At 70.2% G+C, this 24,911-nt stretch carries 26 protein-coding genes; 16 read left to right on the top strand and 10 right to left on the bottom strand.

Translation table 11 applies throughout. From position 1 onward, the window contains the following. The 4 genes from GP2_RS21955 to manB all read left to right on the top strand — a co-directional run. On the top strand, window positions 1-285 hold a 285-nt coding region (locus GP2_RS21955), incomplete at its 5' end, for a hypothetical protein (protein WP_040527120.1). A gap of 263 nt (window positions 286-548) precedes the next feature. Next, the gene (gene rfbD, locus GP2_RS14440; protein WP_040527121.1) at window positions 549-1,514 is read left to right on the top strand and encodes a dTDP-4-dehydrorhamnose reductase; all 966 of its coding nucleotides are present in this window, start codon (window positions 549-551) and stop codon (window positions 1,512-1,514) included. A 4-nt stretch (window positions 1,515-1,518) separates the two neighbouring features. Beyond that, window positions 1,519-2,397 carry a glycosyltransferase family 2 protein gene (locus GP2_RS14445; protein ID WP_006901262.1) on the top strand — a complete coding sequence of 293 codons (879 nt, stop codon included), beginning with the start codon at window positions 1,519-1,521 and terminating at the stop codon, window positions 2,395-2,397. Window positions 2,398-2,456: 59 nt separating this feature from the next. After that, on the top strand, window positions 2,457-3,581 hold the full coding sequence (manB, locus tag GP2_RS14450) for a mannose-1-phosphate guanylyltransferase (RefSeq protein WP_040527122.1): 1,125 nt from the start codon (window positions 2,457-2,459) through the stop codon (window positions 3,579-3,581). A gap of 85 nt (window positions 3,582-3,666) precedes the next feature. Here the strand turns inward: manB and GP2_RS14455 are convergent, their stop codons facing one another. Beyond that, window positions 3,667-4,314 (bottom strand): O-methyltransferase, encoded by a 648-nt coding sequence (locus GP2_RS14455; RefSeq protein ID WP_006901264.1) that lies wholly within the window; start codon window positions 4,312-4,314, stop codon window positions 3,667-3,669. A gap of 303 nt (window positions 4,315-4,617) precedes the next feature. Here GP2_RS14455 and sigE point away from each other — a divergent pair, with 303 nt between their 5' ends. The 4 genes from sigE to tatB all read left to right on the top strand — a co-directional run bounded on the left by sigE (window position 4,618) and on the right by tatB (window position 8,112). Next, window positions 4,618-5,238, top strand: coding sequence for an RNA polymerase sigma factor SigE (gene sigE, locus GP2_RS14460; protein WP_006901265.1), 621 nt, complete (start codon window positions 4,618-4,620; stop codon window positions 5,236-5,238). 255 nt (window positions 5,239-5,493) lie between these two features. Continuing rightward, the gene (locus GP2_RS14465) at window positions 5,494-6,018 is read left to right on the top strand and encodes a hypothetical protein (RefSeq protein WP_006901266.1); all 525 of its coding nucleotides are present in this window, start codon (window positions 5,494-5,496) and stop codon (window positions 6,016-6,018) included. Window positions 6,019-6,020: 2 nt separating this feature from the next. Further along, window positions 6,021-7,598: a S1C family serine protease gene (locus tag GP2_RS14470; RefSeq protein ID WP_006901267.1), complete on the top strand. Its 1,578-nt coding sequence runs from the start codon at window positions 6,021-6,023 to the stop codon at window positions 7,596-7,598. 40 nt (window positions 7,599-7,638) lie between these two features. Next, on the top strand, window positions 7,639-8,112 hold the full coding sequence (gene tatB, locus GP2_RS14475; protein WP_006901268.1) for a Sec-independent protein translocase protein TatB: 474 nt from the start codon (window positions 7,639-7,641) through the stop codon (window positions 8,110-8,112). A gap of 77 nt (window positions 8,113-8,189) precedes the next feature. Here tatB and GP2_RS14480 read toward each other — a convergent pair whose 3' ends face one another. The 4 genes from GP2_RS14480 to GP2_RS14495 form a co-directional block, all read right to left on the bottom strand. Further along, window positions 8,190-9,335 (bottom strand): Mrp/NBP35 family ATP-binding protein, encoded by a 1,146-nt coding sequence (locus GP2_RS14480; RefSeq protein WP_006901269.1) that lies wholly within the window; start codon window positions 9,333-9,335, stop codon window positions 8,190-8,192. Between the two features lie 69 nt (window positions 9,336-9,404). After that, on the bottom strand, window positions 9,405-10,508 hold the full coding sequence (locus tag GP2_RS14485; RefSeq protein ID WP_006901270.1) for a lytic transglycosylase domain-containing protein: 1,104 nt from the start codon (window positions 10,506-10,508) through the stop codon (window positions 9,405-9,407). A gap of 444 nt (window positions 10,509-10,952) precedes the next feature. Continuing rightward, window positions 10,953-11,474, bottom strand: a complete 522-nt coding sequence (locus tag GP2_RS14490) for a DUF1003 domain-containing protein (protein WP_006901271.1) — start codon at window positions 11,472-11,474, stop codon at window positions 10,953-10,955. Further along, the gene (locus GP2_RS14495; RefSeq protein ID WP_040527126.1) at window positions 11,471-12,778 is read right to left on the bottom strand and encodes a magnesium transporter MgtE N-terminal domain-containing protein; all 1,308 of its coding nucleotides are present in this window, start codon (window positions 12,776-12,778) and stop codon (window positions 11,471-11,473) included. Before GP2_RS14495 ends, GP2_RS14490 begins: the two co-directional genes overlap by 4 nt. A gap of 127 nt (window positions 12,779-12,905) precedes the next feature. On the opposite strand from GP2_RS14495, the gene GP2_RS14500 reads away from it, so the two are divergent. The 5 genes from GP2_RS14500 (at window position 12,906) to GP2_RS14520 (ending at window position 18,281) form a co-directional block, all read left to right on the top strand. Beyond that, window positions 12,906-13,394 carry a YflT domain-containing protein gene (locus GP2_RS14500; protein WP_006901273.1) on the top strand — a complete coding sequence of 163 codons (489 nt, stop codon included), beginning with the start codon at window positions 12,906-12,908 and terminating at the stop codon, window positions 13,392-13,394. Window positions 13,395-13,697: 303 nt separating this feature from the next. Continuing rightward, entirely contained in the window at window positions 13,698-15,068 is a 1,371-nt protein-coding gene (locus tag GP2_RS14505; RefSeq protein WP_230824551.1) for an extracellular solute-binding protein, read from the top strand. Beyond that, window positions 15,065-16,264, top strand: a complete 1,200-nt coding sequence (locus GP2_RS14510; protein WP_006901275.1) for a carbohydrate ABC transporter permease — start codon at window positions 15,065-15,067, stop codon at window positions 16,262-16,264. The genes GP2_RS14505 and GP2_RS14510 overlap by 4 nt, the downstream gene beginning before the upstream one ends. 4 nt (window positions 16,265-16,268) lie before the next feature. Continuing rightward, window positions 16,269-17,099 (top strand): carbohydrate ABC transporter permease, encoded by an 831-nt coding sequence (locus GP2_RS14515; RefSeq protein ID WP_006901276.1) that lies wholly within the window; start codon window positions 16,269-16,271, stop codon window positions 17,097-17,099. Between the two features lie 3 nt (window positions 17,100-17,102). Beyond that, window positions 17,103-18,281 carry an ABC transporter ATP-binding protein gene (locus GP2_RS14520; RefSeq protein ID WP_006901277.1) on the top strand — a complete coding sequence of 393 codons (1,179 nt, stop codon included), beginning with the start codon at window positions 17,103-17,105 and terminating at the stop codon, window positions 18,279-18,281. A gap of 91 nt (window positions 18,282-18,372) precedes the next feature. On the opposite strand, the gene GP2_RS14525 is transcribed toward GP2_RS14520, so the two are convergent. Both GP2_RS14525 and GP2_RS14530 read right to left on the bottom strand, forming a co-directional pair. Continuing rightward, window positions 18,373-19,230 (bottom strand): hypothetical protein, encoded by an 858-nt coding sequence (locus GP2_RS14525; RefSeq protein WP_006901278.1) that lies wholly within the window; start codon window positions 19,228-19,230, stop codon window positions 18,373-18,375. Then, window positions 19,220-19,927, bottom strand: a complete 708-nt coding sequence (locus GP2_RS14530) for a metallophosphoesterase family protein (RefSeq protein ID WP_040527127.1) — start codon at window positions 19,925-19,927, stop codon at window positions 19,220-19,222. The genes GP2_RS14525 and GP2_RS14530 overlap by 11 nt, the downstream gene beginning before the upstream one ends. Window positions 19,928-19,985: 58 nt before the next feature. On the opposite strand from GP2_RS14530, the gene GP2_RS14535 reads away from it, so the two are divergent. From GP2_RS14535 to GP2_RS14545, 3 genes are all read left to right on the top strand, one after another. Continuing rightward, window positions 19,986-20,576, top strand: a complete 591-nt coding sequence (locus GP2_RS14535) for a suppressor of fused domain protein (RefSeq protein ID WP_040527129.1) — start codon at window positions 19,986-19,988, stop codon at window positions 20,574-20,576. A 137-nt stretch (window positions 20,577-20,713) separates the two neighbouring features. Further along, window positions 20,714-21,481 carry a HemK2/MTQ2 family protein methyltransferase gene (locus tag GP2_RS14540; protein WP_006901281.1) on the top strand — a complete coding sequence of 256 codons (768 nt, stop codon included), beginning with the start codon at window positions 20,714-20,716 and terminating at the stop codon, window positions 21,479-21,481. A 23-nt stretch (window positions 21,482-21,504) separates the two neighbouring features. Further along, a complete protein-coding gene (locus tag GP2_RS14545) occupies window positions 21,505-21,747 on the top strand; it encodes a CDGSH iron-sulfur domain-containing protein (RefSeq protein ID WP_051997234.1) in 243 nt (80 codons plus the stop codon). Between the two features lie 75 nt (window positions 21,748-21,822). On the opposite strand, the gene GP2_RS14550 is transcribed toward GP2_RS14545, so the two are convergent. From GP2_RS14550 to GP2_RS14560, 3 genes are all read right to left on the bottom strand, one after another. Beyond that, a complete protein-coding gene (locus GP2_RS14550) occupies window positions 21,823-22,857 on the bottom strand; it encodes an iron-containing redox enzyme family protein (protein WP_006901283.1) in 1,035 nt (344 codons plus the stop codon). Between the two features lie 175 nt (window positions 22,858-23,032). Then, a complete protein-coding gene (locus GP2_RS14555; RefSeq protein WP_006901284.1) occupies window positions 23,033-23,677 on the bottom strand; it encodes an HhH-GDP family DNA glycosylase in 645 nt (214 codons plus the stop codon). Between the two features lie 148 nt (window positions 23,678-23,825). Then, a complete protein-coding gene (locus tag GP2_RS14560; RefSeq protein WP_006901285.1) occupies window positions 23,826-24,911 on the bottom strand; it encodes a magnesium and cobalt transport protein CorA in 1,086 nt (361 codons plus the stop codon).

The following is a 24,911-nucleotide window of genomic DNA, read 5'->3' on the forward strand; positions in this document are numbered from 1 at the left end:
CCGCACGCGCGCCTGTGCCCGCGGATCGGCGTCCGGGGCGGTACGGAGCACACGGCGGCGGGGGCCCGGGGCCTCCTGCGGCACACCGCGGGGCCGTCCGCCGCTCACGGGCCGTCCGGTTTCGCCGGTGCGTTCACCGCGGACGGGTTCTCGGGGGATGCGCTCACCACGGTCACCGCGGACCGGTCGACGGCCGCCGTCGGCGTCGGGGAACCGTCGGACGCCGGGCTCCGGCGGTCCCGCACGCCGGGGGCGCGGCCGCCCGGGTGCGCCGTCGGATGGTGAATCCACTGGTAAGCGGTCCCTTTCACAGTCGTCGTCCTGCTCTCGCCGCGGCCACGGAGCCGACCTGAACTCGTGTGGTTTCCGAGACAGAAGTGAAAGCAGGGTCAGTTGATGTGTACCTCGCCAGGCTACTGAAGTGATCCGAGAATTCGAGAACGCAACGCCGAGAAGTCGAGTAGTGGTCATCACGTCCGTCGATCGGTCTGCAGTCCCACCCGTCCGACGGTGGCGGAAGGTGTGCGGCCCGGCCGCCCTGCGGCACGATGGTCGGCATGCGCGTCACGCCCGAGACCCCCACCGTCCACATCGTCGGCGCCGGCGGACAACTCGGCACCGCCCTGCAGGAGCGGGCCGACCGGGCCGCCGGGCAGGTGCTGTGGCGACCGTTGACCTCGGCAGACATCGACATCGCCGACGAGGCGTCGGTGGCGACCGCCCTCGGCGGCCTCGGGCCGGCCGACGTCGTGATCAACTGCGCGGCGTACACCGATGTCGACGGGGCCGAATCCGACCGCGCGGGTGCCGAGCGGGTCAATGTCGCCGGACCCGCGCTGCTCGCCGCGCGCACCGCGGCCGCCGGGGCGTGGCTCGTCCACATCTCCACCGACTACGTGTTCCCCGGCACGCCCCTCGACGGGGAGGGCGCCGGTTCCGCGGAGGACCGTCCGGACGGTTACGAACCCGACGACGTGCGCGGCGAGCCCGCGACCGTCTACGGCGCGACCAAACTCGCGGGCGAACGTGCCGCACTCGCGGCCGACGGGCGCACCACCGTCGTCCGCACCGCGTGGGTGTACACGGGTGGGCCGGAGAGCCGGGACTTCGTCGGGACCATGCGCCGGCTGGAGGCCACCCGTGACACCGTCTCGGTCGTCGACGACCAGCTCGGCTCGCCGACCTACTGCCGCGACCTCGCCGACGGACTGTGGGAACTCGTCCTCGCCGGCCCGCGCGACGCGGTGACCGGGAAGGTGCTGCACGCGACCAACGCCGGCCGGGCCACCTGGTTCGAGGTCGCCGCCGCGGTCTTCGCCGAGATCGGCGCCGACCCCGCCCGCGTGCACCCGACCACGACCGCGGAGTTCCCCCGACCGGCACCTCGGCCGGCGTACTCGGTGCTGTCGGGCCGATCCTGGGCGGCCGCGGGACTGACCCCGCTGCGCGAGTGGCGCGCGGCACTGCACGCCGCCATCGCCGATTCGGCGTCCGCGGGCGGTTCGTTACCCTGAGCCGGTGCCCGCTCAGCTAGCCGTCGTGACGGTGACCTACTTCTCCGGTGACCACCTCGCGACCTTTCTCCGCAGCCTCGACGCCGTGACCGACGAGATGCCGCAGGTCATCATCGCCGACAACGGGTCGACCGATGGTGCGCCCGAGCGCGCCGAGCAGGAGTACGAGTCGGTCACCCTGCTCCGCACCGGCGGCAACCTCGGCTACGGCCGGGCGATGAACCGCGGCGTCGCGCAGCTCGATCCCGACATCGAGTTCGTCCTGCTCGCCAACCCCGACGTCGAATGGAAGCCGGGCGCGATCGGGGAGCTCCTCGCCGCGGCCCGCCGCTGGCCGCGCGCCGGCTCCCTCGGGCCGCTGATCCGCGAGCCCGACGGCTCGGTGTACCCGTCCGCCCGCCGGGTCCCCGACCTGATCTCGGGCACCGGCCACGCCATCCTCGGCACCGTCTGGAAGTCCAACCCGTGGACCGCGGCCTACCTCGCCGACGACGTCGCCCCGTCGGAACGACCGGTGGGTTGGCTGTCGGGGTCGTGTCTGCTCATGCGCCGCAAGGCCTTCGACGAGGTAGGCGGATTCGACGAGCGCTACTTCATGTACATGGAGGACGTCGACCTCGGCGACCGCCTCGGCAAGGCCGGCTGGCAGAACGTCTACGTTCCCAGTGCCGAGATCGTGCACACCAAGGGTCACAGCGCCGGCCGGCACCCCGAGAAGATGCTGCCCGCGCACCACGAGAGCGCCTACCGATTCCAGGCGGACCGCAATCCCGGTGTGCTGCGCGCGCCGATACGTCTCGCGCTTCGCGTCGGTCTGGCCGTGCGCTCCCGCCTGGCCGTGAGGGCCGCGCGGCGGGCCGCGGCGGGTGACAGCGGCCGGTGAGTGTTCGACCCGGTGAGTGATCGATGAGTACCAGCAACCATGAGAAAGGGACGGGCCACGTGGACAACCACACCGTTCGCGAAAGCGATTCCGTCGAGGAATCGGATCCGGTCATCGAGGACGTCCAGGCCGTCGTCCTCGTCGGTGGGCAGGGCACTCGGCTCCGGCCGCTGACGCTCTCGGCCCCCAAGCCGATGCTGCCGACCGCGGGCCTGCCCTTCCTCACCCACCTGTTGTCGCGCATCCGGGCAGCGGGCATCCGCGACGTCGTGCTCAGCACGTCGTACAAGGCCGAGGTGTTCAGCGAGTACTACGGCGACGGTTCCAAGCTGGGTCTGAACCTCCGGTACGTGACCGAGGACGAGCCGCTCGGCACCGGCGGCGGTATCCGCAACGTGCTCGACGACCTGACCGCCGGCACCATCGTCGTCTTCAACGGCGACGTGCTCGGCGGCACCGACGTGCGCGACGTCATCGAGACCCATCGCGAGGCCGGCGCCGACGTCACCATCCATCTGGTCCGGGTCAGCGATCCGCGCGCCTTCGGCTGCGTGCCGACCGACGACGACGGTCGCGTCACCGCCTTCCTGGAGAAGACCCAGGATCCACCGACCGACCAGATCAACGCCGGCACCTACGTCTTCACGCGCGAGATCATCGAGACGATCCCGTTCGGCGTGCCGGTCTCGGTCGAGCGCGAGGTGTTCCCGCGGCTGCTGGCCGAGGGCAAGCACGTCCACGCCCACGTCGACCACGCGTACTGGCGCGACATGGGGACGCCGGAGGACTTCGTCCGCGGGTCGGCGGACCTGGTGCGCGGCATCGCCCCCTCCCCGGCGCTCGGCGACCGGCACGGCGAGTCGCTGGTGCACGAGGGTGCGGGCGTCGCACCGGGCGCGCTGCTCATCGGCGGAACGGTCGTCGGACGCGGGGCAGAGGTCGGCCCGCGGGCGCGGCTCGACGGCGCGGTGGTCTTCGACGGCGCGGTGATCGAGGCCGGCGCCGTGGTGGAGCGCTCGATCATCGGCTTCGGGGCGCGGATCGGTCCGCGAGCACTGATCCGCGACACGGTCGTCGGCGACGGGGCCGACATCGGTGCGCGCTGCGAACTCCTCCGCGGCGCACGGGTGTGGCCGGGCATCCAGATCCCGGACAACGGCGTGCGGTTCTCGACGGACGTCTGAGCAGACCAGACGGCGAACCCACCCGTCTTCGGCACACCCGCCCTCGCGTGGGGCGGAGGAGCCGAAGGCGGGTGGGTTCGGCGGTTCAGCGGGTCTTGACGGCGGCCAGCACGCCCGGGCCGAGCGGGATCACCACCGGCAGCAGCGACTCGTCGTCGGCGATCAGCATCGCCGCCTCGCGGGCCGCGGCGGTCGCCGGCTCGGTGCGGGAGGGGTCGCCGACGGTGCCGTCGGCGGTCGCGTTGTGCACCACGACGACGCCGCCGACGCGCAGCATGCGGACCGCCTCGGCGACGAAGCGGGGCAGGTCCAGTAGGGGGCCGTCGATGAACACCAGGTCGTAGGACGCGTCGGACAGGCGCGGCAGCACGTCGGTGGGCGTGCCGTTGATGAGCCGGGTGCGGCCGGGTGAGATGTCGGCGCCGGCGAACGACGCCCGGGCCGCCCGATGGTGTTCGGGCTCCGGGTCGATGGTGGTCAGCACACCGTCCTCGGCCATCCCGTTCAACAACCACAGGCCGCTCACGCCGGTGCCGGTCCCGATCTCCGCGACCGCCTTCGCTCCGGCGGTCCGGGCGAGCAGGGCCAGCAGCGCGCCGACCGCCGGGCTGACCGGCGTCGTGCCGAGTTCCTCGGCGCGGGCGCGGGCGGCCAGGACGGCGTCGTCCTCGACGATGGCCGACTCGGCGTAGGCGATCAGGTCGGGGACGTCGGACGGGGTTGACTCGGTCACGCGTCGAGGTTAGACCGCGGCGCCGGTGAACAGCGACGCGGCACGCCGACCTGCGCCGATCCCCGTCCGGTGGGCGGCCATGTCGGTCGGTCGCCCAACTTCCTCAGGGAACACTCAGGCGGCTCACACGGCGACCACACCCCGATGGGAGAGGGTGAGTGCGTCGACGGTTCCGGTCGTTCCCGGCGGGCCGGTGTGAAGTCCCGGCGAATCGGGAATACCGAACCGTCGTCGAGATGTTGGACAACGGTGAGTGCTCTGGTCACCGGGCTGTGTTCACGAGAGAGGAACCGACCACCGAACATGACCGATCCCCGTGATTCCATCGACGAGGTCGCTGCCGTCCCCACCGGCACCGCAGGCTTCGACGCCACCGGCGACGAACTGCTCATGCCGTCGTGGGAGGAGCTCGTGCGCGAGCACGCCGACCGCGTCTATCGCCTGGCCTACCGGCTCTCGGGGAATCAGCACGACGCCGAGGACCTCACGCAGGAGACCTTCATCCGGGTGTTCCGGTCGCTGTCGAACTACCGTCCGGGCACGTTCGAGGGCTGGCTGCACCGCATCACGACCAACCTGTTCCTCGACATGGTCCGCCGTCGCAACAAGATCCGCATGGAGGCGCTGCCCGAGGAGTACGACCGCGTGCCGGCCGACACCCCCGATCCGCAGCAGGCCTTCGACGCCGCGAACCTCGATCCCGATCTGCAGCGCGCGCTCGACTCGCTGGCCCCGGAGTTCCGTGCCGCGGTCGTGCTGTGTGACATCGAGGGCCTGTCCTACGAGGAGATCGCGACCACGCTCGGCGTGAAGCTGGGCACGGTCCGCAGCCGCATCCACCGCGGCCGGCAGGCGATCCGCGACGCCCTCGCCGCGCAGGGCCACACCGACAGCCGCTCGGTCGTCGTCGGCGCCCGGGTCTGATCCGGGCACCGGCCCCACGAGCTCGACCACAACCGCCCGTCGCCGGAACCTCACGGCGCCGGGCGTCGTTGTCAGACTCGGATAAGCTTCACCACGCCGCACGAGTGCCGCGTCGTGGGTCCCGGCAAGGGTCGCGGTCGATGGGTACCGTGGCTATCGGACCGGCGATCGCGACCACCGACAGGGCGGGGGGGCGCGAGGAGTGGCAGACTTCGACAGTTGCGGCGTAGACGTCGTGGAGAGGGGTGACCGACGATGACGGACGGCGATCGCGGGCGTGCGACACGGGGCAACGGTGTCGAACCCCCGACCCCCAATCTCCGTCGCCGTCGATCCAACCTCGGCACCGACGCGTGGACTCCCGCGCCCTCCTCGTTCCTCCCCAATCGCGGCTATCGAGAGCCCGGCCGGGCCGGTGGACGCCGTTTCGCCCCCACCGAGCACCTGGCGCCGGAGGCCGTGGCCGCCTTCGTCGACGGCGAACTCGGTATGACGGCCCATGCCCGCGCGTCGCATCACCTGGCTCTCTGTCCGGAATGCGTCTCGGCCGTCGAGGCCCAGTCCCTGGCCCGCACCCGCCTGCGAGAGTCGGGCCAGGTGTCCGTGCCCGCCTCGCTGCTCGGCCAGCTCTCGCAGATCCCCACCAGCGAGATCGATCTCGGCTCGCAGGCCCCGACCGACAACATCCCCGCCGCCCGCAACCCCCTGCTGCGGGCGGCCACCAATCCCTTCGCCCGTGACGCCGGGCGCGGGCGCAACCTCCGTCGCCGGAGCCAGTGAACGTGGCCAACGGACCCGGACCGCGGCACGAGCGGGACTCGAACACCGGAGACGACACGACCGCGGCAGGCGGTCACGGCATGCACCTCCCCGTGGACGACGGGCAGTTCGCGCGACGCGAGAACCCGCCCGGCTCGCACCGCCTGACCCCCGGCCGGCGTGGGCACGTGCCGGTCTCGCCCGAGACCGCGCAGGTCTTCGGCCGGCCCGCCGGCGTGCGTGGCTCGTTCGCGACCGACACCCGGACCGACTCGGTGCCGCAACCCCAGATCGCGCCACCGGACCCGGTGCTCGCAGAGGCGTTCGGGCGTCCTCCCGGTTCCGACGAGACACTCCAGCGCGACCCGCTCGCCGCCTACGGGCAGACCGAGGACGAACCCCGTCCCGAGGACCCCTGGCGCGATCCCGAGTCGCCCGCCCGGCTCACCGAACCCGCGCTGTCCACGCCCGAGGCGGCACCGCCGACCGACCCGGGCCCCAAGCTCGGCGTTCGAGATGTGTTGCTGGGCAATCGGATCAGCTGGGTCGCCCTGGCCACGCTCGCCGTGATCGCGCTGCTGATCGGGATCGTCGGCGGGCTCATGGGCAGGTACACCGCAGAGGTGGCCGCGCCGCTCACCACGGACTCGGTCGAACTCGCCACCGACGACTCCACCCGCGGCGACGAACCACGGTCGTCGATCGCCGGGGTCGCGCAGTCGGTGGAGAAGTCCGTGGTCGCCATCGACGTCCGCGCCTCGGGCGCCTACGCGACGGGTTCCGGCTTCGTCATCGACAAGGCCGGCTACATCCTCACCAACAACCACGTCATCTCGATCGCGGCCAGCGACAAGAACGCCAAGCTCGAGGTGGTCTTCTTCGACCGTCAGCGCGTCCCGGCCCGGATCGTCGGCCGCGACCCGAAGACCGATCTGGCGGTGCTCAAGGTCGACAACGTCAAGAACCCGACCGTCTCGGTGCTCGGCAACTCCGCCGACCTGCAGATCGGCGAGGAGGTCGTCGCGTTCGGATCGCCGCTCGGTCTCAACCGCACGGTGACCCACGGCATCGTCAGCGCCCTCAACCGTCCGGTGGCGCTCACGCCGGACGCCGAGTCCGACACCGACGCGGTGATCGACGCCATCCAGACCGACGCCGCGATCAACCCCGGCAACTCCGGCGGTCCGCTGGTCAGCGCCGAGGGCAAGGTCGTGGGCATCAACACCGCCGGGCGCCTCGGTGCCGGCGGCGGGTCGATCGGCCTGGGATTCGCCATCCCGATCAACGACGCCAAGCCGATCGCCGAGGCGCTCATCCGCGACGGCAAGGTGAATCACCCGCAGATCGGCGTCAACGTGAGCTCGGTGCGCAACGAGCGCGTCCTCGGCGCCCAGGTGCGCAATGTGGTCTCCGGCGGCCCCGCCGAACGGGCCGGGGTCCGGGAGAACGACGTCATCACGTCGTTCAACAATCGGGCCATCGAGAGTGCCGACGAGTTGAATGTGGCGATCCGGACCGCGAAGATCGGTCAGGAGGTCCCGTTCGAGTACTGGCGGGACGGGCGTACGTTCAAGGGCACCATCACTCCCGCGAGCGACTGAGCGCCGTGACGATCGAGTGAGTCAGACCGGGACGAGGTAGATGTTCAGCAGTATCGGATGGGGCGAGATCGCGATCCTGATGGTCGCCGCACTGGTGATCCTCGGTCCGGAGCGCCTGCCCGGTGCCGTGTCCTGGACCATGCAGTCGATCCGCAAGGTCCGCGACTACGCGACCGGTGCGACCAATCAGCTCAAGGAAGAGCTCGGGCCCGAGTTCGAGGATCTCCGCAAGCCGCTGGCCGACCTGAACGAGCTACGCGGTATGACGCCGCGCACACTGGTCACCAAGCATCTGCTCGACGGTGACGATTCGCTATTCCGGCTCGGGGAGGACGCCACGACGGTCGACCGCACCACCTCGCCGGCCCCGCCGATCAAGCCGGTGTCCGCGCCGCTGTCCATGGAGAAGACCGACGCCGGGACCGCTGCGAGCCCGGCGAACACCGGGGGAGAGGCGTCGCCGCGACGGTCGGAGGGCGGACGCCCGTCGGTGGCCGACTGCGACGCCACCTAGGCCCTCCCGCACCCGAGACACCTACGACGACACCCCGGCCACCCACACGGGCGGCCGGGGTGTCGTCGTAGCTGGTCTCAGTCGTGCCGGACGGTGTCGAGGCCGAGGCTCATGCCGGCCAGGCCGCGCTTGCGGACCGCGAGCTTCGAGGCGATCGCGCGCAGCGCCGATCCCGACGCCGAGTCGGGTGCGGAGAGCACGACCGGCACCCCCGCGTCGCCGCCCTCGCGCAGCGCGGTCTCCAGCGGGACCTGTCCGAGCAGTTCCACCGGTGCGCCGACCATGTGGCTGAGCCGGTCGGCGACCTTCTGTCCGCCGCCGGACCCGAACGGCTCCATCCGGGTGCCGTCGGGCAGTTCGAGCCACGACATGTTCTCCACCACGCCCAGGATCTTCTGCCGGGTCTGCAGAGCAATCGCGCCGGCCCGCTCGGCGACCTCTGCCGCAGCCTGCTGCGGGGTGGTGACCACCAGGATCTCCGCGTTCGGGATCAGCTGTGCGATCGAGATCGCGACGTCGCCGGTGCCCGGCGGCAGGTCGAGCAGCAGCACGTCGAGGTCGCCCCAATAGACGTCGGCGAGGAACTGCTGCAGCGCGCGGTGCAGCATCGGGCCGCGCCACGTGACCGGGGTGTTGCCGTCGGTGAACTGACCGATCGAGATGAAGCGCACGCCGTGGCTGATCGGCGGCATGATCATCCGCTCGACCTGGGTGGGCTTGGCGTCGCTGCCGAGCATGCGCGGTACCGAGTGGCCGTAGATGTCGGCGTCGAGGACGCCGACGCTGAGCCCGCGTTCGGCCAGGGCGACCGCGAGATTGACGGTGACGCTGGACTTGCCGACGCCGCCCTTGCCGGATGCCACCGCGTAGACGCGGGTCAGCGAGCCGGGCTGGGCGAACGGGATCACCGGTTCGGCCTTGTCGCCGCGCAGTTTCTTGCGCAGCTCGGTCCGCTGCTCGTCGTTCATGACGTCGAGCTCCACGCGGACCGCTCCGACACCCGGCACGTCGGAGACCGCGGTCTCCACACGCTGGGAGATCTCGGTGCGCATGGGGCAGCCCGACGTCGTCAGGTACACCGCGACGTCGACGCTGGCATCGTCGTTGACGGTGACCGACTTGACCATCCCGATGTCGGTGATGGGCTTGCCGATCTCGGGATCCTTGACCTTGCCCAGAGCGGCACGAACCGCCGATTCGGAGGGCGCGACTGGAGTTGTCATCGCATCCAGACTACCGGCGACGACGACCGGGCCGGGTGGAGGTCCCGGCTCGCGTGCCGAGCCGGGAGGTCAGCGGGCGGGAACCGGGGTCGTCGCAGGTCCGGGCTGATTCGCGGGGGCCTGGCGGGTCGTCGGCGCCTTCTTGGTCGGCGGCGGGGCCGGCTGGCCGGGCAGGGTGATCGTCGGCAGGCACACGATGAAGCAGTCCTGCGGCGGCGGGCCCGGTCGGCGCGTCGACGGCGGCGCGGAGGTGGGCGGCGCCGACGGTGAGCTCGAGGGGCTCGACGACGAGCTGCTCGGCTTCTTCTTCGACGTGCTCGACGCCAGCCGCTTGGCCTCGGGGACCGGGTTGGTCGGCATCACGCCGGTCGCGTACGCACTGGCCCAGGTCAGCACGTTGACGACGTACTCCATCGAGCGGTTGTAGCGCAGGATCGCCGAGACGCGGGTGCCCTCGGCCATGATGTCGGCGACCCCGGCGCACAGGTAGCGCCCCGCGGAGTAGGTGGCGTCGAAGACGTTGTTCGGGTCGGCCTTGCCGTCGCCGTTGGCGTCCGAACCCCACGCGGCCCACGTGCTGGGGATGAACTGCATCGGGCCCATCGCGCGATCGTGTACGGGATCGCCGTCGAGGCGGCCGCCGTCGGTGTCCTTGATGACGGCGTTGCCCGCCAGCGAACCGTCGAGGACCGGGCCGGCGATCGGGTTGATCGTCGTGCCGTACTGGTCGACGGAGCCGTTGGACGCATGGTTGGACTCGATGCGGCCGATGCCGGCGAGCAGGAACCACGGCAGCTTGCACTGCGGGCTCTCGGCGCCGACGCGGTTGGCCGCCAGCTTGTAGGCCTGCAGCACGATGCCGGGTATGCCGAGCGGCCCCGACGGGAGGTCGCTCGCGAGCCGGAACTGCGGGGCGATGGGCGCCGGCTTCTCCGGCGGCGGTGCGAAACCGAGGAGCGTGGCCGGGGAGCCGGCGACGACCTCGGCCAGCGCCACGGGTTCGGCGGGCTCGGCAGGCGACGCGACGAGCACACCGTGTGCACTCGACGCGGTGGTGCCGAGCACCATCGCGCCGACCAGTGCGCCGCCGACGGCAACGGTCGCGGTGCGGCGGGGGAAGCGACGGGGACGGCGCGGTCCGCGGCGCCGCCGCACGAGATCCAACGGGCTCATCGGCGGCCGGCGTCCTGCTCGGGGCGCCCGGACCCGGGCGCCGCTGGGCACTCCACCGACCTCGTCGACCGTGTCGGACGGTTTGCCGTCCGTTCCTGCCGCATCGAATGCACGCTCACATCAACTCCGTTGTCAACACACGACACGTCTGCCCCCGATTCGCCGTGAATGCATGTCCCGGGTCCGTCGGCCCGTGAGCCGGGAGCGAATGCGCCGGCCGGAAACCGGTGAGGTGGGACCGGTCTGGGCCAAACTGTGACCCACCATACATAGTGGGTCCGATGACCAAATGGCGAACCCGACATTTGATCATCGGCAGTGAATTCGCTGACGGGACCCGGAAAGTTACCGACGCGAATGCGATGGGGCAGAAGTTACCGGAGTGACGTAACGAGTGGGTCTCGCCGTGCTGTGAACTTCCCGGATGCGGCCGCCGGGTGCTCGTCAGTGCGACTTCTCGGCGGCGTCGTCGCCGACTTCGTCGTCGGCGTCCTTCGCCTTGAGCCGTTCGGTGAGCTCGTCGAGCAGCTCGTCGAACTCGCGGCGGAGGTAGTCGCGGGTGACGGTGTCGCCGAGTGCCAGGCGGACGGCCGCGAGCTCGCGCGCCAGGAACTCGGTGTCGGCCTTGGTCTGCGCCGCGCGGGCCCGGTCCTCCTCCAGGGACACGCGGTCCCGGTTCTCCTGGCGGTTCTGGGCCAGCAGGATCAGCGGCGCCGCGTAGGCCGCCTGGGTGGAGAAGGCGAGATTGAGCAGGATGAACGGATACGGGTCCCAGCGGATCGCCACGGCCGCGAGGTTCAGCACGATCCACACCACGACGATGACGGTCTGGATGGCCAGGTAGCGACCGGTGCCCAGGAATCGCGCGATCCGCTCGCTGTACATCCCGACGACGTCGGAGTCGAGGTTGAAGGAGAAGCGGGGTCCCCGCGTGCTGGGTGTGTCGAGCTTGCGACCCTCGCTCATCGGAGCCTCACCCCGCCGGAGCCGGGATTCGCGACGTCCTCGGGCTCGGTCTCGCGCCAGTCGCGCGGCAGGAGCTCGTCGAGCAGGTCGTCGACGCTCACCGCGCCGAGGAGGTGTCCAGCCTCGTCGACGACCGGGCCGCACACGAGGTTGTAGGTGGCGAAGTAACGGGTCATCGTCTCCAGGGAGTCCTCTGGACGCAGGACGGCCAGGTCGGTGTCGAGGATTCCGCCGACGAGATGGGCGGGCGGTTCGCGCAGCATGGCCTGCAGGTGCACGCAGCCCAGGTACTTGCCGGTCGGCGTCGAGGTGGGCGGGCGCACGACGAAGACGATGCTCGCCGCCGCGGGCGTCAGATCCGGGTCGCGGACCCGTGCCAGGGCCTCGGCGATCGTCGTCGACGGGGTGACGATGACCGGTTCGGTGGTCATCACACCGCCGGCGGTGTCGGGGGAGTGCAGGAGCAGGCGGCGCACCGGCTCGGACTCCTCGGGGTCCATCTCCTCGAGCAGCGCCTCGGCCTCGGTGTCGGGCAGCTCGCCGAGGAGGTCGGCCGCGTCGTCGGGGTCCATCTCCTCCAGGATGGCGACCGCGCGGTCGCGGCCGAGGATCGCCAGCATCGCCTTCTGGTCGTCGGGCGGGAGCTCCTGCAGGACGTCGGCGAGCCGTTCGTCGTCGAGCGCCGAGGCGATCTCGCCGCGCCGCTTGGACGGCAACTCCCGCAAGGCGTTGGCGACGTCGGCCGCGCGCATCCCCTCGAACTGCAGGAGTGCCTGGGCGACGCCCTGTCCCGGCAGGTTCAGCGCGCTCTGGGTGATGCCGTGCACGCTGGACCAGTCCACGACGTGGGTCTCGTGGCGCCGGCGCAGGCCGCGCCGCCCCGCGCGGACCGCGACCCGCGAGACGACCCAGTCGCGGGTCCGGGTGCGCTCGATGCAGAGGTCGACGACGGTCACGTCGGCCTCGGCGAGCTCGGGGAGATCCGGGTCGACGACGCGCACACGCGTGTCGAGCACCTGGCCGATCGCCAGCGCCTCGCCGGGGCGGAGGTGGAGCCGGCGCAGGCTCACCGTGCCGGTGTTCAGCGTGACCGCGCGCGGCTCGATGTTCGTGACGCGCAGCATCGGGACGAAAATCCTTCGGCGCGTGGTCAGTTCGACGGCCAGGCCGAGGGCGCGCGGCTGCTGGCCGGAGAGCCGGATCGAGAGCACGACGTCGCGGACGCGCCCGATGGATTCGCCATCGGGACCAAGGACGGCCAATCCGACTAATCTGGCCACGAAAACCTTGCTCACCGACGACATGGAAGTAAGGGTAGTGCCAATGCGACGGCCGACGGTCGAGGCGACCGCCCGACCGTCATGGTCGACGTCGACTCCCGTGGGCGTCGACGCCCGAAGAGACGCTTGTAGAAGGGGAAGGTTCGACGAGATGACGAATCCCATGCGCCCGAGTCGCGAGACGCCCGGGCTCCCGACCCCGCCCAAGGGTTGGCCGATCGGTTCCTATTCGACCTACGCCGAGGCCCAGCGCGCGGTGGACTACCTGTCCGACCAGAACTTCACGGTCGAGGACGTGACCATCGTGGGCGTCGACCTGATGCAGGTCGAGCGGGTCATCGGTCGACTCACCTGGGGCAAGGTCATCGGCGGCGGCTTGGTGTCGGGCGCCTGGCTCGGCTTCTTCTTCGGCTGCCTCGTCGCCCTGGTGTTCACCGGCAACCCGCTCGGGCCGATCATCGTCGGCCTCGTCGGCGGCATGGTCTTCGGTGTGATCTCCGCGACGATTCCCTACGCGGCGACCCGGGGCCAGCGCGACTTCGCGTCCACGATGCAGTTGGTCGCCGGTCGCTACGACGTCCTCTGCGATCCCAAATCCGCAGAGAAAGCGCGCGACATGCTCGCGCGCCTGCAGCCCTGAGCCCGTCGGCGGCATTCGGACACGGCACGATCACGATTCCGGACGGAGTGGCACGCCCATGCCGAATGTGTTGCATGTCACGAATCGTGACGTATAGCGTTGCACCTCGGACGCTCACGGCGGAGCACCCCGCTCGTGTTGCGCCGCGTACGACATCGAGGAGGCTGCGTGCGGAGCAGGGTGAGCACTGATGTATCGGGCCGACCCGGCAGCGCCGGGCGGTCGGGCAGCGGCCCGAAGAAGTCCCGAACCACAAGCCGCGTAAGGCGAAAGGTCGTCGCGGCCGCGGTCGCCGCGGCGGCGATCCTGCCCGTCGTCTCCGCCTGTGGGGCGGGATACGAAGCGGGCGTACTGAATTTCTATCCGCCGGCCGACGGCGCCGACACCTTCGCCGCGATCGGCGACAAGTGCTCGGCCGAGTCGGGCGGCGCCTACAAGGTCGTCACGACGCCCCTCCCCAAGGGGGCCGACGACCAGCGACTACAGCTCGCGCGGCGGCTGGCGGGCAACGACGCAGGCCTGGACCTGATGGGCATGGACGTCGTGTGGACCGCCGAATTCGCCGACGCCGGTTGGATGGTGCCGGTTCCCGACGAGTTGGCGGCCGCGGTCACCGAGCGTTCCCTGGGCGGCCCGCTCGACACGGCGGTGTGGAAGACCGAGGACGACGAGAACGAGCGCCTCTACGCGATCCCGTTCTCCACCAACACCCAATTGCTCTGGTACCGCAAGGACGTCCTGGAGGACAAGGTCGGTCGCAAGCGCCCGGCCTCCACCTGGGACGGCATGCTGGAGGACGCGCTCATCAGCGGCCGCAACGGCGGTCCGACCTACATCATGGTGCAGGGCCGGCAGTACGAGGGCCTGATGGTGTGGTTCAACTCGGTGCTCGTCAGCGCCGGCGGCCAGGTCGTCGACCCCGACGACCCCGACAAGGTCACGCTGAACGACACCCCCGAGCACCGCGCGGCGACCGTGCGCGCGCTGCGCACGCTGAAGGCGGTCGCCACCGCGCCCGGCCACGACCCGTCGCTGTCCAACTCCGACGAGGGCTCCGCGCGGCTCGGCATGGAGAGCGGCAAGGCGCTCTACGAGGTCAACTGGCCCTTCGTGTTCCCCGGTATGCGCGAGAACGCGATCGCGGGCAGCGTCCCGTTCCTCGACCTGAAGCGCTTCGCCAACCTGTACGCCGACCCGAACAACCCGCCGTCGGACCGCGACGTCATCCCGGTGAACCGCGAGATGCAGAAGGTCTTCGACTTCGCCCCGTACCCGGGCTTCGAGGGCCTGCCGACCAAGACCACCCTCGGCGGTCTCAACATCGCGGTCGCCAGCACCTCCAAGCAGCAGGATCTGGCCTGGCAGGCGGCCGAGTGCATCACCAACGAGGCGTCGCAGAAGATGTTCTCGCTCAACGCGGGTCCGCCGCCGGTCATCGAATCCATCTACGACGACCGTGATTTCCGGCTCGCCTACCCGATGTGGGAGGAGATCAAGCGGCAGCTGGAGCCCGAACACGCCGCGGTGCGTCCGAAGTCGCCCGACTATCAGGCGATCTCGACCCTGCTGCAGGCGAAGCTGAGTCCGGTCGGCGCCTGGGACCCGGAGACCCTGGTCGATGAGCTGGCCGACGCCGTCCAGAAGGCAATCAACGGGGAAGGGTTGATCCCGTGACCGACGAGAACACGCCCCGCGACGACGATCCGGGCAACGAGTCCGGCTTCCGCGCCGGCCGCCACGCACTGCCCGACGATGCGCCCCCGCAGACCGGCCCCATCCCGATAGTCGGTGGGCCGCCGCCGGTCCAGTCCGCCGAACTGTGGAAGCCGCCGCCCGGCGGCCGTCACGAACAACAGGCCGCCGACACCTCCGGCTCCGCGGGCGGATGGAACGCCCCGGGTGCCGCGGCACCGGCCGGAGGCGCCGCGGGTGCCGCGACCGCTCTCGCCGAACGTCCCCGCGAGGAGAAGAAGGCCAAGAAGGCCAGGCTGAGCGAGGGTAAGTCGGCCGAGCGCCGGCTGGCGTACTGGCTGATCGCCCCCGCCGCGATCATGATGCTGTTGGTGACCGGATACCCGATCATCTACGCGTTCTGGCTCTCGCTGAACAAGATGAGCCTGTCCGCGCCGGGTGAACGCGAGTTCGTCTGGTTCTCCAACTACGGGGCAGTGCTCTCCGACGGCTACTGGTGGACCGCGTTCTCGGTCACGCTGGGCATCACGGTCGTGTCGGTGATCATCGAGTTCGTCCTGGGCATGGCCATCGCGCTGGTGATGCACCGGACGATCTTCGGACGGGGGACGATCCGCACGGTGGTCCTGATCCCGTACGGCATCGTCACCGTGGCCGCGGCGTTCTCCTGGTACTACGCCTGGACGCCGGGCACCGGCTATCTGGCGAACCTGCTGCCCGACGGCAGCGCGCCGCTCACCGAGCAGTGGCCGTCGCTGGCGATCATCGTCCTCGCCGAGGTCTGGAAGACCACGCCGTTCATGGCGTTGCTGCTGCTGGCGGGTCTGGCCCTGGTGCCCGACGACCTGCTGAAGGCGGCCCAGGTCGACGGTGCGGGGGCGTGGACGCGGTTGTGGCGCATCATCCTTCCGCTGATGAAGCCGGCCATCCTGGTGGCGCTGCTGTTCCGCACGCTCGACGCGTTCCGCGTCTTCGACAACATCTACGTGCTCACGCGAGGGTCCAACAGCACCTACTCGGTCTCGATGCTCGGTTACGACAACCTGTTCAAGGCCTTCAACCTCGGTGTGGGATCGGCGATCTCGATCCTGATCTTCTTGTGCGTGGCGCTGATCGCATTCGTGTTCATCAAGGGGTTCGGCACCGCCGCACCGGGTTCCGACGACGAGGGGAGGTAAGCCGGTGAATGCGAGCGGTAAATCGAAGGCCTGGTGGTCCATCGCCAACATCCTGGTGATCCTGTACGCGCTCATCCCGCTGCTGTGGATCATCAGCCTGTCGTTCAAGCCCGCGTCGAGCGTGACCGACGGCAGCTTCATCCCGAAGGAATGGACCCTCGACAACTACAAGTCGATCTTCGACACGAGCGCCTTCACCTCGGCGCTGATCAACTCGATCGGTGTCGGCCTGATCACCACCCTCATCGCGGTCATCCTCGGCACCATGGCGGCCTACGCCGTGGCGCGACTGGAGTTCCCGGGCAAGAAGGTCCTCATCGGCGCGGCGCTGCTCATCGCGATGTTCCCGCAGATCTCGCTGGTGACGCCGCTGTTCAACATCGAGCGCCGACTCGGCCTGTTCGACACCTGGCCGGGCCTGATCCTGCCGTACATCACCTTCGCGCTGCCGCTGGCGATCTACACGCTGTCGGCGTTCTTCCGCGAGATCCCCTGGGAACTCGAGAAGGCCGCGAAGATGGACGGCGCCACACCGTTCCAGGCGTTCACCAAGGTGATCGCCCCGCTGGCGGCCCCCGGTGTGGTGACCGCGGCGATCCTGGTGTTCATCTTCGCCTGGAACGACCTGCTGCTGGCGCTGTCACTGACCTCCACCGAACGCGCGATCACCGCGCCGGTGGCGATCGCGAACTTCACCGGCAGCTCTCAGTTCGAGGAACCGACGGGATCGATCTCGGCCGCCGCGGTCGTGATCACGATCCCCATCATCATCTTCGTTCTCTTCTTCCAACGTCGAATCGTGGCCGGCCTGACATCCGGCGCCGTGAAGGGATAACCCATGGCAGACATCGTTCTGGACAAGGTCACCAAGAAGTACCCGGACGGCTCGGTCGCGGTCCACGAGGTCGACATCGAGATCGCCGACGGCGAGTTCGTGATCCTCGTCGGGCCGTCGGGCTGCGGAAAGTCCACGACCCTCAACATGATCGCGGGCCTCGAGGACATCACCTCGGGCGAGTTGCGGATCGACGGCGAGCGCGTCAACGAGCGCGCCCCCAAGGACCGCGACATCGCGATGGTGTTCCAGAGCTACGCGCTCTACCCGCACATGACCGTCCGGGAGAACATCGCCTTCCCGCTGACGCTGCAGAAGCTGCCGAAGGACGAGATCGCGGCGAAGGTCGACGAGGCCGCCCGCATACTCGACCTCGGGCAGTACCTCGACCGCAAGCCGGCGAACCTGTCCGGCGGCCAGCGCCAGCGCGTGGCGATGGGCCGCGCGATCGTGCGCTCGCCCAAGGCGTTCCTGATGGACGAGCCGCTGTCGAACCTCGACGCGAAGCTGCGTGTGCAGATGCGCACGGAGATCGCGCAGCTGCAGCAGCGTCTGGGCACCACCACGGTGTACGTGACGCACGACCAGACCGAGGCGATGACCCTCGGCGACCGCGTCGTCGTGCTGCGCGGCGGGCACGTCCAGCAGATCGGCACCCCGCAGGAGCTCTACAACAACCCGGCCAACGTGTTCGTCGCCGGCTTCATCGGTTCACCCGCGATGAACTTCCTGCCCGGCCGGCTGAGCACCGAGGGCATCGACACCCCGATCGGCACGATCGCACTCGACGACCTCCGTTCGGTGCTCTCGCGGGCCGGTGACGTCGGCAGCAGCGGCGAGGTCCTCGTCGGCATCCGTCCCGAGCACATCGAGGACGCCGCGCTGGTCGACCCGACCACGCGTGCCCAGGGTGCGACGTTCTCGGCGAACATCGACGTCCTGGAGTCGATGGGCTCGGACATCTACGCCTACTTCGGGATCGGCTCGGGGTCGCGGGCGTCGAGCGACGCGCTCGCCGAACTGTCCGCCGATTCCGGCGCCGACCTGGGCGGAAGCCAGCTCATCGCGCGCCTGTCACCGGATTCGAAGGTCACCCGCGGGTCGACCGCCGAGCTGTTCTACGACGCGTCGAAGGTCGCGGTCTTCGACCAGAGCTCGGGCGAATCGCTGCGTCGTCGCTGAGCGGCGTCACCGACACCCACGCCGAGCGCCACCCCGGATTCGCGGGCGATCACCAGCGAGTCCGGGGTGGCGTTCGTCGTGTCCGACAGGCCTATCGGCGGTGCCGGCGGGAGTGGTCGCGCAGTTCGTCGAACACCTTCTCGTCCCACACGTGCCGGCGGATCAGGCGGTACCGCTCGCAGGCGAGCCACAGGTACAGCTCGGCGTCGCTCTCGATGTCCTCGCGGATGCCGGCCCGACGCGCCATGCGGACGACGGGCAGGAACTCCTCGCCGAACCACCGGCGCGCGACCTCGGTGCGGCTGAGGAACTCGCCGATCTCCTGGCTGAGCCGGAACCCCCACGCCTCCACGTTCTCGGCGAGCTCGGCGTAGTCGAAGGGATCGGACAGGCGGATCGCGTCGGCCTGGGAGCCCTCGAGCGGCACGCGGGACAGGAAGAGCCGCCGGTGGTCTTTGAGGATCAGGTCCGACGGCGCGTTGATGCCCTCCGGCGATATCCGCGTGTGGATCTCGGTGACGTAGGCGTCGATGGTGCGGTATCCGCGGGCGATCGCGATCGACACGCGGTGATGTCCGTCGATGACGAAGTGCATCGAGCCGATCCGATAGAGCTGCACCGGTGGCATGGACTCGCCGCGCCGCTGCGCGGCCGCGAGCCGCTGCCACCGCTCGCGCACCCGGGAGGAGGTCGGCCGGAAGTAGCGGTCGAAATCCTTGGTGCGGTCGACGCTTCCGACGATGGAGGACACCTCCACCACCTGGAGTCCGAGCACGGTCTTGCCGGTCACGCCGAGCGCCGCGCACACCTCGTCGAACGGCAGGATCGCGTTGATGTCGGCGGGCTGACGCGTGAACCACTGTGCGAGACGGGCACGTTCGGCCTGGCGGCGTAACCGTGCGAAGTCGTTCTCCGCGTCCGCCTCGGGGAAACCGGTGTCACGCGCCATGTCTGCGCCTCACGATCTCGACCCTCCCGGTAGTGGGATCGATGTCGAACTGACAGTATCCGACCACGTTCATCGACGTGGTGTGCTTGCCGATCGGCAGGTCGGCGGGGCAGTCGCCGTACGGATGGATGTGACCGTGCACCAGCAGCGTCGGTCGTAGCGACCGCACGAGCGGGTGGAAGCACTCGAATCCGCGATGCGGCTCGTCGTCGCGGTCGCCGACGCCGCGGGCCGGGCTGTGGGTGAGGAGGATGTCGACACCCGGGCGATCCGACCTCGACGTCGCGCGGCTCAGGGCGTTGCCGCACCGCAGGCGCAGGGATCGCAGCCGCTGCTGGGCGTCGGTGTACTGGTTCGACCCGCCGTTGTAGCGGCGAGACCCCCCGAGGCCGGAGATGCGGAGACCTGCGACGGTGACGGTCCGGCCGTCGGCGTTGACGGCGCCGGCCGGACCGGGATCGTCGGCCGGGAGACCGGCGCGGGTCCAGCCGGTCCGTCCCCGCCGGTATCCCCGCAGGTCGCGATCATGGTTGCCGGGCACGTAGACGCACGGGGCCTCGCACAGCTCGGACAGGGTCTCGAGGTAGCCGAACGGCAGGTCGCCCGCACCGAGCACGAGGTCGGGGCGGCCCTCGATGCCGACGCCGAGGGCGAGGGATTCCACCACCTCGTCGGCGACCGCCAGAACCCGGACCATGGCACCCAGGCTAGACGAGACGCCGGGGCGTGGAGTGCCTCTCGGTAGCCTGTCGGACGTGAGTGCATCGGTGACCGACATCGTCGGGAAGTACCTGTTGGACCGGCTCGGCGTCGAACCCCAGCGTGCGTCGGTGACCTTCCTCGGCGTCGAGCCGATCGATGTGCTGCGGTTCGTGACCGGCGACGCCGGACCCGAGGAACTGGTGTACGTGACCTCAGGCTGCGCGCGGCACCCGATGACCGATCCGACCGACCTGCACGCCGACCCGCTCCGCGGACCCCGCGCCGAACTGGTGGTGCGCCTGCGCCCCGACAGCCCGCTGCCCGGTCTGCACAAGCGGATGGCGACGCTGGCCGCCGCGCCGGCCGTGGAGGGCCTGATCCTGACCGCGGACGCGCTGGTCGACCTCGGGGAACCGCTGTGGGACGGGTCGTCGTGTACCGCGGTGCTGCTCGCCGACGACGACCTCGGCGAGGTGGCACTGCCCGAGCCGATGGACCCCGTTCGCTTCCTGCGGGCGATCCCGATCACCGCGAACGAGGCCGCCTGGGTGCGGCTGAAGGGTGCCGACGCGTTGCGCGAGGCGTGGCGGGAGGCCGGCATCGACGTCACCGCGCCCGACCGCGCGTCGGCCAGCCCCGCCTGACGCTGTCACTCGCCGGGTTTGGCCCGGGCACGGCTGGGGTATCGACAGCCAGAGGCGAAGTGCCTTCGCCGGTGACGGCGCGGTCGGAAGGCGGACGAGATGACACGGCGAGACGATGCATGCACGGCGGTGGTCCGATGACGGTGACCTCTGTGTACCCACTTGCACTGACCCGGCCCAAGGCCCCGACCGATCCGCTGGCGGCCAAGGTCTACCTGCCACAGCAGGACACCGAACTGCTCGTCGACGCCTTGCGCGAGCGCGGCGTGACCGGGGCGTCGGTCCTCGATCTGTGCACCGGTAGCGGCGCGGTGGCGATCGCCGCAGCCCGTCTCGGCGCGGCACGGGTCACCGCGGTCGACGCCTCCGCGGACGCGGTGACGTACGCGCGCGCCGGAGCCGAACGCGCGGGCGTGTCCGTGGACGTCCGGCTCGGGGACCTGCGACGTCACGTCGGACGTTACGACGTGGTCACCTGCAATCCGCCCTATGTTCCGACACCCGACGTGTCCGATCCGGAGTACCACCTGAACGGGCCCTCCCATGCCTGGGATGCGGGAATCGACGGCCGGGCCGTGCTCGACCCACTGTGCGCCCGCGTGCCGGACCTGCTCGTCCCCGGCGGTGCGTTCGTGCTCGTCCACTCGGAGTTCGCCGACGAGGAGGAGTCGGTGCGCGCACTGCGCGCAGGCGGGCTGCACGCCGAGATCGTCGACGAGCGGGTTATCCCGTTCGGCCCGGTGATGACCGCCCGCGCCCGATGGCTGGAGGAGCGCGGACTGCTCGAACCGGGATGCCGCGTCGAGCGGATCGTCGCGATCGTCGCCGTGGCCCCTGGAGACGCTGCGACCGGAGAGGCTGCGCGCACGCCGGCGACCGATCACACCGAACAGCAGACGTCATGACCGTCGAGGACGTCGTCGCCGACATGTCGACCGTGAGGAGCACGACCGTGGACGAGAACCCGCAGCCGGGCGCCGAGCGCAGGAGGGTGCGTGTCGTCCGCGGCGGTCCGGTGCTCGTCGAGGGGCCGGTGGACATCGAACTACCCGACGGCTGCCGCGTGCAGTCCGACCGGTTCATGGTCGCGGTCTGTGCCTGCGGGCGCAGCAAGAACTACCCGCTGTGCGACACCAGCCACCGCAAGCGCAGGCGGCGGCAGACTTCCTGACCCGACCACATCAACGGCTTCGGTCCCGACTCATCGAGTCGGGGTCGAAGCCGTTGTATGTCAGGTCGCCGGCGCTCAGATCCCGGGGAACGCGCTCTCGCCGCGCTCCCACGCATCCATCATGTGGGCGCCGAGCGCGTCCTCGACGAAGAGGAAGGCGCGGATGCCGAAGACCACGTCGGCCTCGGCGCTCGGATCGGAGCGGACGAGATCGCCGACGACGTCGGTGCGCAGGATCTGCTCGTGCACCGCGTCGGCCTCGACGTGCTCGCGGTAGAAGTGCCGGCAGGCCTCCGGGGCGTCGAGTCGCTCCAGGCCGGCCAGCAGGCGCTGCGACCCGGGCGGCGAGGTGATCTCGGTGGCCGCGAGATGGCCCACGGCCGCGCCCCGGTATCGGCGGTGGAGACCGAACAGCGACATCAGGTTCACCGGTGTCAGTGCCACACCCGGCACGGTGTCGAGGTAGCCCAGGTAGTCGGCCGACAGGTCGGACGCGCGGAGCAGGTCGGCGAACAGCTCCTGGTGGACGGCCTTGCCCCGACCACTGCCGTACTCGTCGAATTCGACTGCGACATAGGCGGCCTTCGCGTGTCCGCGCAGCCGCGGGATCGCCCAGGCGTGCGGATCGGCCTCCTTCAGGTGGTACAGCGAGCGCAGCGCGAACATCTGCCGGTACTGATCCCACGTCCCGTTGTCGCGCAGGTGATACGACGCGCCGTCGCCGTCGATGTCCTCGATGCACAGGTCGTCCATGACGTCGTCGACGTTCTCGTCGGACGCCGGGACGTCGCGGTGCAGGGCGTGGCGGAAGCGGCTCTCGAGGGCGGCGCGTAGCGACAGGAGCGCAGGATTCCATTCCCAGGCCACGTCGACGTCGGCGAATCCGACGTAGTGCATCTCGTAACAGAGGTAGAGCGCCAGCTGCAGGTCCTCACCGTAGGGATCGGCGTCGATCACGTGGGTGCCCAGGCCAGGTGCCTCCGTCGAGGATTCGGGGTCGCTGCGGAGAAGGTCGATCACGGCCTTCGACAGCGGACCACGCGCGCGGGGCAGGACGGGCACGCGAAAGACCTCGGACGTCGTGTCGGAAATGATCGAACTCGCTGTCACCAGCACTCCTCCCGGTCGGTCCGCCCAGACCCGGGGGACCGGGTCGCAGAACCGTCTCCGATTACCCGAACGGGCGCAGGTCAAACCCCACCTGGGCCGCGTCGCTCCTCGCCGCGCGGGTGGCGCGTACGGGCGGATCGGCGTGCTTCCAGCGTAGGCCGGAGAGCGACGCCGGTCAGCGCGATCGGAGGTCGGCGACGAGATCGTCGTCGAGCGAGGCCCGCACCAGCGCCGCGGCGAGGAGTTCGGGTCTCCCGCCGGCGAGAGCGGCGAGCTGGTCGGGGTCGGTGGGCAGGCCGAGTTCTTCGGCTCCCTGCAGTGCCCGCTCGTCGAACCGAGGGGCGGCCCAGGTCCAGACCGACTGCACCTCGCGCAGGAAGATGTCCGCACCGACCGGTCCGATGCCGGTGAACTCCTGGAGGAGATCGGCCACCTGCTCGGGGTCGTGGTCGCCTCGTTCGGCGAGCTCCCGCAGGTCGGCGTGGTAGTCGTCGAGGACCTTCCGCGCGGCTTCGCCGAGACGGGTCGCGGTGCTCTCGTCGTAGCGCTTGTAGTGCGCCCGGCCAAGTGCGTCGACGAGGTCCTGCCAGGACGCGTCCGCCATCGTCTGCGGCGTGCGGTACCCGGACGAGAAGAGTTCCCGGGCCGCCGCCACCGCGATGCCGGCCGAGATCCGGGTGGACAGCAACAACGACAGGACCAGCAATTCGAACAGGGGAGACGGGGTGTTCTTCAGCGTGATCCCGGCCTCGTCGGCGTAGGTGCGGCCCGCGCGGTCGAGCAGCTCGGCGACGGTCTCGTCGATCTCGGTGGAACTCATGGTCGGTCGGCTACCCGGCACCGGCCGTCGTCAATCACGCTGCGTTCGATCCCGTGCCCGCGGGCGACCAGCGCTGCTTGCGGGGATCGGCTCGGAACCGCCTCGACGATGTCTGCGCATCTGACGAGGCCCGGGCCGCCCTCGGCCCTCACAGCCAGTGGCTGCGCCGGAACACCACGAACAGCACCGCGCAGACCGCGACCAACAGTCCCAGGACGAGGGGATAACCCCAGGGCTGGTTCAGTTCGGGCATGTACTCGAAGTTCATCCCGTAGATGCCCGCGATCATCGTCGGCACCGCCGCGATCGCGACCCACGCGGAGATCTTGCGCATGTCGGTGGTCTGCTGGATGCCGACCTTGGCCGCCCCGGCCTGGAGCAGCGAGTTCAGCAGGTCGTCGTACTCCAGGACGCGGTCGATCACGGTGGTGAGGTGATCGGACACGTCGCGTAGGTGCCGCCGGACCTCCTTGGGCACCAAGGGATTTCCGTTGACGGTGAGAATGCGGAGCGGCTCGGCGAGCGGTGTCACCGCGCGCCGCAGCTCGAGGACCTCGCGGCGCAGGAGATAGACGGGGTCGATGTCGAGCCATCGGTTCTGCCTGCTGAACACCGATTCCTCGATGGCCGCGACGTCGACGTCCATGCGTTCGGTGACCGCGAGGTAGGTGTCGACGACCTTGTCGGCGACGGCGTGCAGGACCGCGGTGGGGCCGAGTGCGAGGCGTTCGGGCCGAGCCTCGAGGCGGCGACGCATCCCGGACAACTCGGTGTGCTCGCCGTGGCGCACGGTGAGCACGAAGTCGGGACCGGCGAAGACCATGATCTCGCCGGTCTCCACGACCTCGCTCGCCTTGGCCATCGACTCGTGCTCGACGTACTGGACCGTGCGCAGCACCAGGAACTGGGTGTCGTCGTAGACCTCGAGCTTCGGGCGCTGATGGGCGTGGACGGCGTCCTCGACGACGAGCTCGTGGAGCCCGAAAGTGCGTCCCACATCGGCCATCTGCGCGTCGTCGGGGGCGTGCAGCCCGACCCACACGAAACCCTCGCCGGATTCGCGGACCCGCTGCAGGGCCTCGCGATAGCCGACCTCACCCGGCTGACGGTGGCCGTTGACGTAGACGGCACAGTCGACGACGGCCCCGGTCGAGGACGGGGGCTGCGGGGGCGACGGGCTCGGGGCCCGGCGCGATGAGAGGCCACGGGAACCTGACCTCGGGATCGACGCCAC

Source organism: Gordonia paraffinivorans NBRC 108238, assembly GCF_000344155.1.
Classification (GTDB): Bacteria; Actinomycetota; Actinomycetes; order Mycobacteriales; family Mycobacteriaceae; genus Gordonia; species Gordonia paraffinivorans.

Coding starts and splice junctions, on each gene's coding strand:
- GP2_RS14480 (WP_006901269.1), bottom strand. CDS start 9,335: ATGACAACTCCAGTCGCGCCCTCCGAATCGGCGGTTCGTGCCGCTCTG.
- GP2_RS14555 (WP_006901284.1), bottom strand. CDS start 23,677: ATGAGTTCCACCGAGATCGACGAGACCGTCGCCGAGCTGCTCGACCGC.
- GP2_RS14530 (WP_040527127.1), bottom strand. CDS start 19,927: ATGGTCCGGGTTCTGGCGGTCGCCGACGAGGTGGTGGAATCCCTCGCC.
- tatB (WP_006901268.1), top strand. CDS start 7,639: ATGTTCAGCAGTATCGGATGGGGCGAGATCGCGATCCTGATGGTCGCC.
- GP2_RS14540 (WP_006901281.1), top strand. CDS start 20,714: ATGACGGTGACCTCTGTGTACCCACTTGCACTGACCCGGCCCAAGGCC.
- rfbD (WP_040527121.1), top strand. CDS start 549: ATGGTCGGCATGCGCGTCACGCCCGAGACCCCCACCGTCCACATCGTC.
- sigE (WP_006901265.1), top strand. CDS start 4,618: ATGACCGATCCCCGTGATTCCATCGACGAGGTCGCTGCCGTCCCCACC.
- GP2_RS14485 (WP_006901270.1), bottom strand. CDS start 10,508: ATGAGCCCGTTGGATCTCGTGCGGCGGCGCCGCGGACCGCGCCGTCCC.
- GP2_RS14525 (WP_006901278.1), bottom strand. CDS start 19,230: ATGGCGCGTGACACCGGTTTCCCCGAGGCGGACGCGGAGAACGACTTC.
- GP2_RS14545 (WP_051997234.1), top strand. CDS start 21,505: ATGTCGACCGTGAGGAGCACGACCGTGGACGAGAACCCGCAGCCGGGC.
- GP2_RS14495 (WP_040527126.1), bottom strand. CDS start 12,778: ATGTCGTCGGTGAGCAAGGTTTTCGTGGCCAGATTAGTCGGATTGGCC.
- GP2_RS14465 (WP_006901266.1), top strand. CDS start 5,494: ATGACGGACGGCGATCGCGGGCGTGCGACACGGGGCAACGGTGTCGAA.
- GP2_RS14520 (WP_006901277.1), top strand. CDS start 17,103: ATGGCAGACATCGTTCTGGACAAGGTCACCAAGAAGTACCCGGACGGC.
- GP2_RS14500 (WP_006901273.1), top strand. CDS start 12,906: ATGACGAATCCCATGCGCCCGAGTCGCGAGACGCCCGGGCTCCCGACC.
- GP2_RS14490 (WP_006901271.1), bottom strand. CDS start 11,474: ATGAGCGAGGGTCGCAAGCTCGACACACCCAGCACGCGGGGACCCCGC.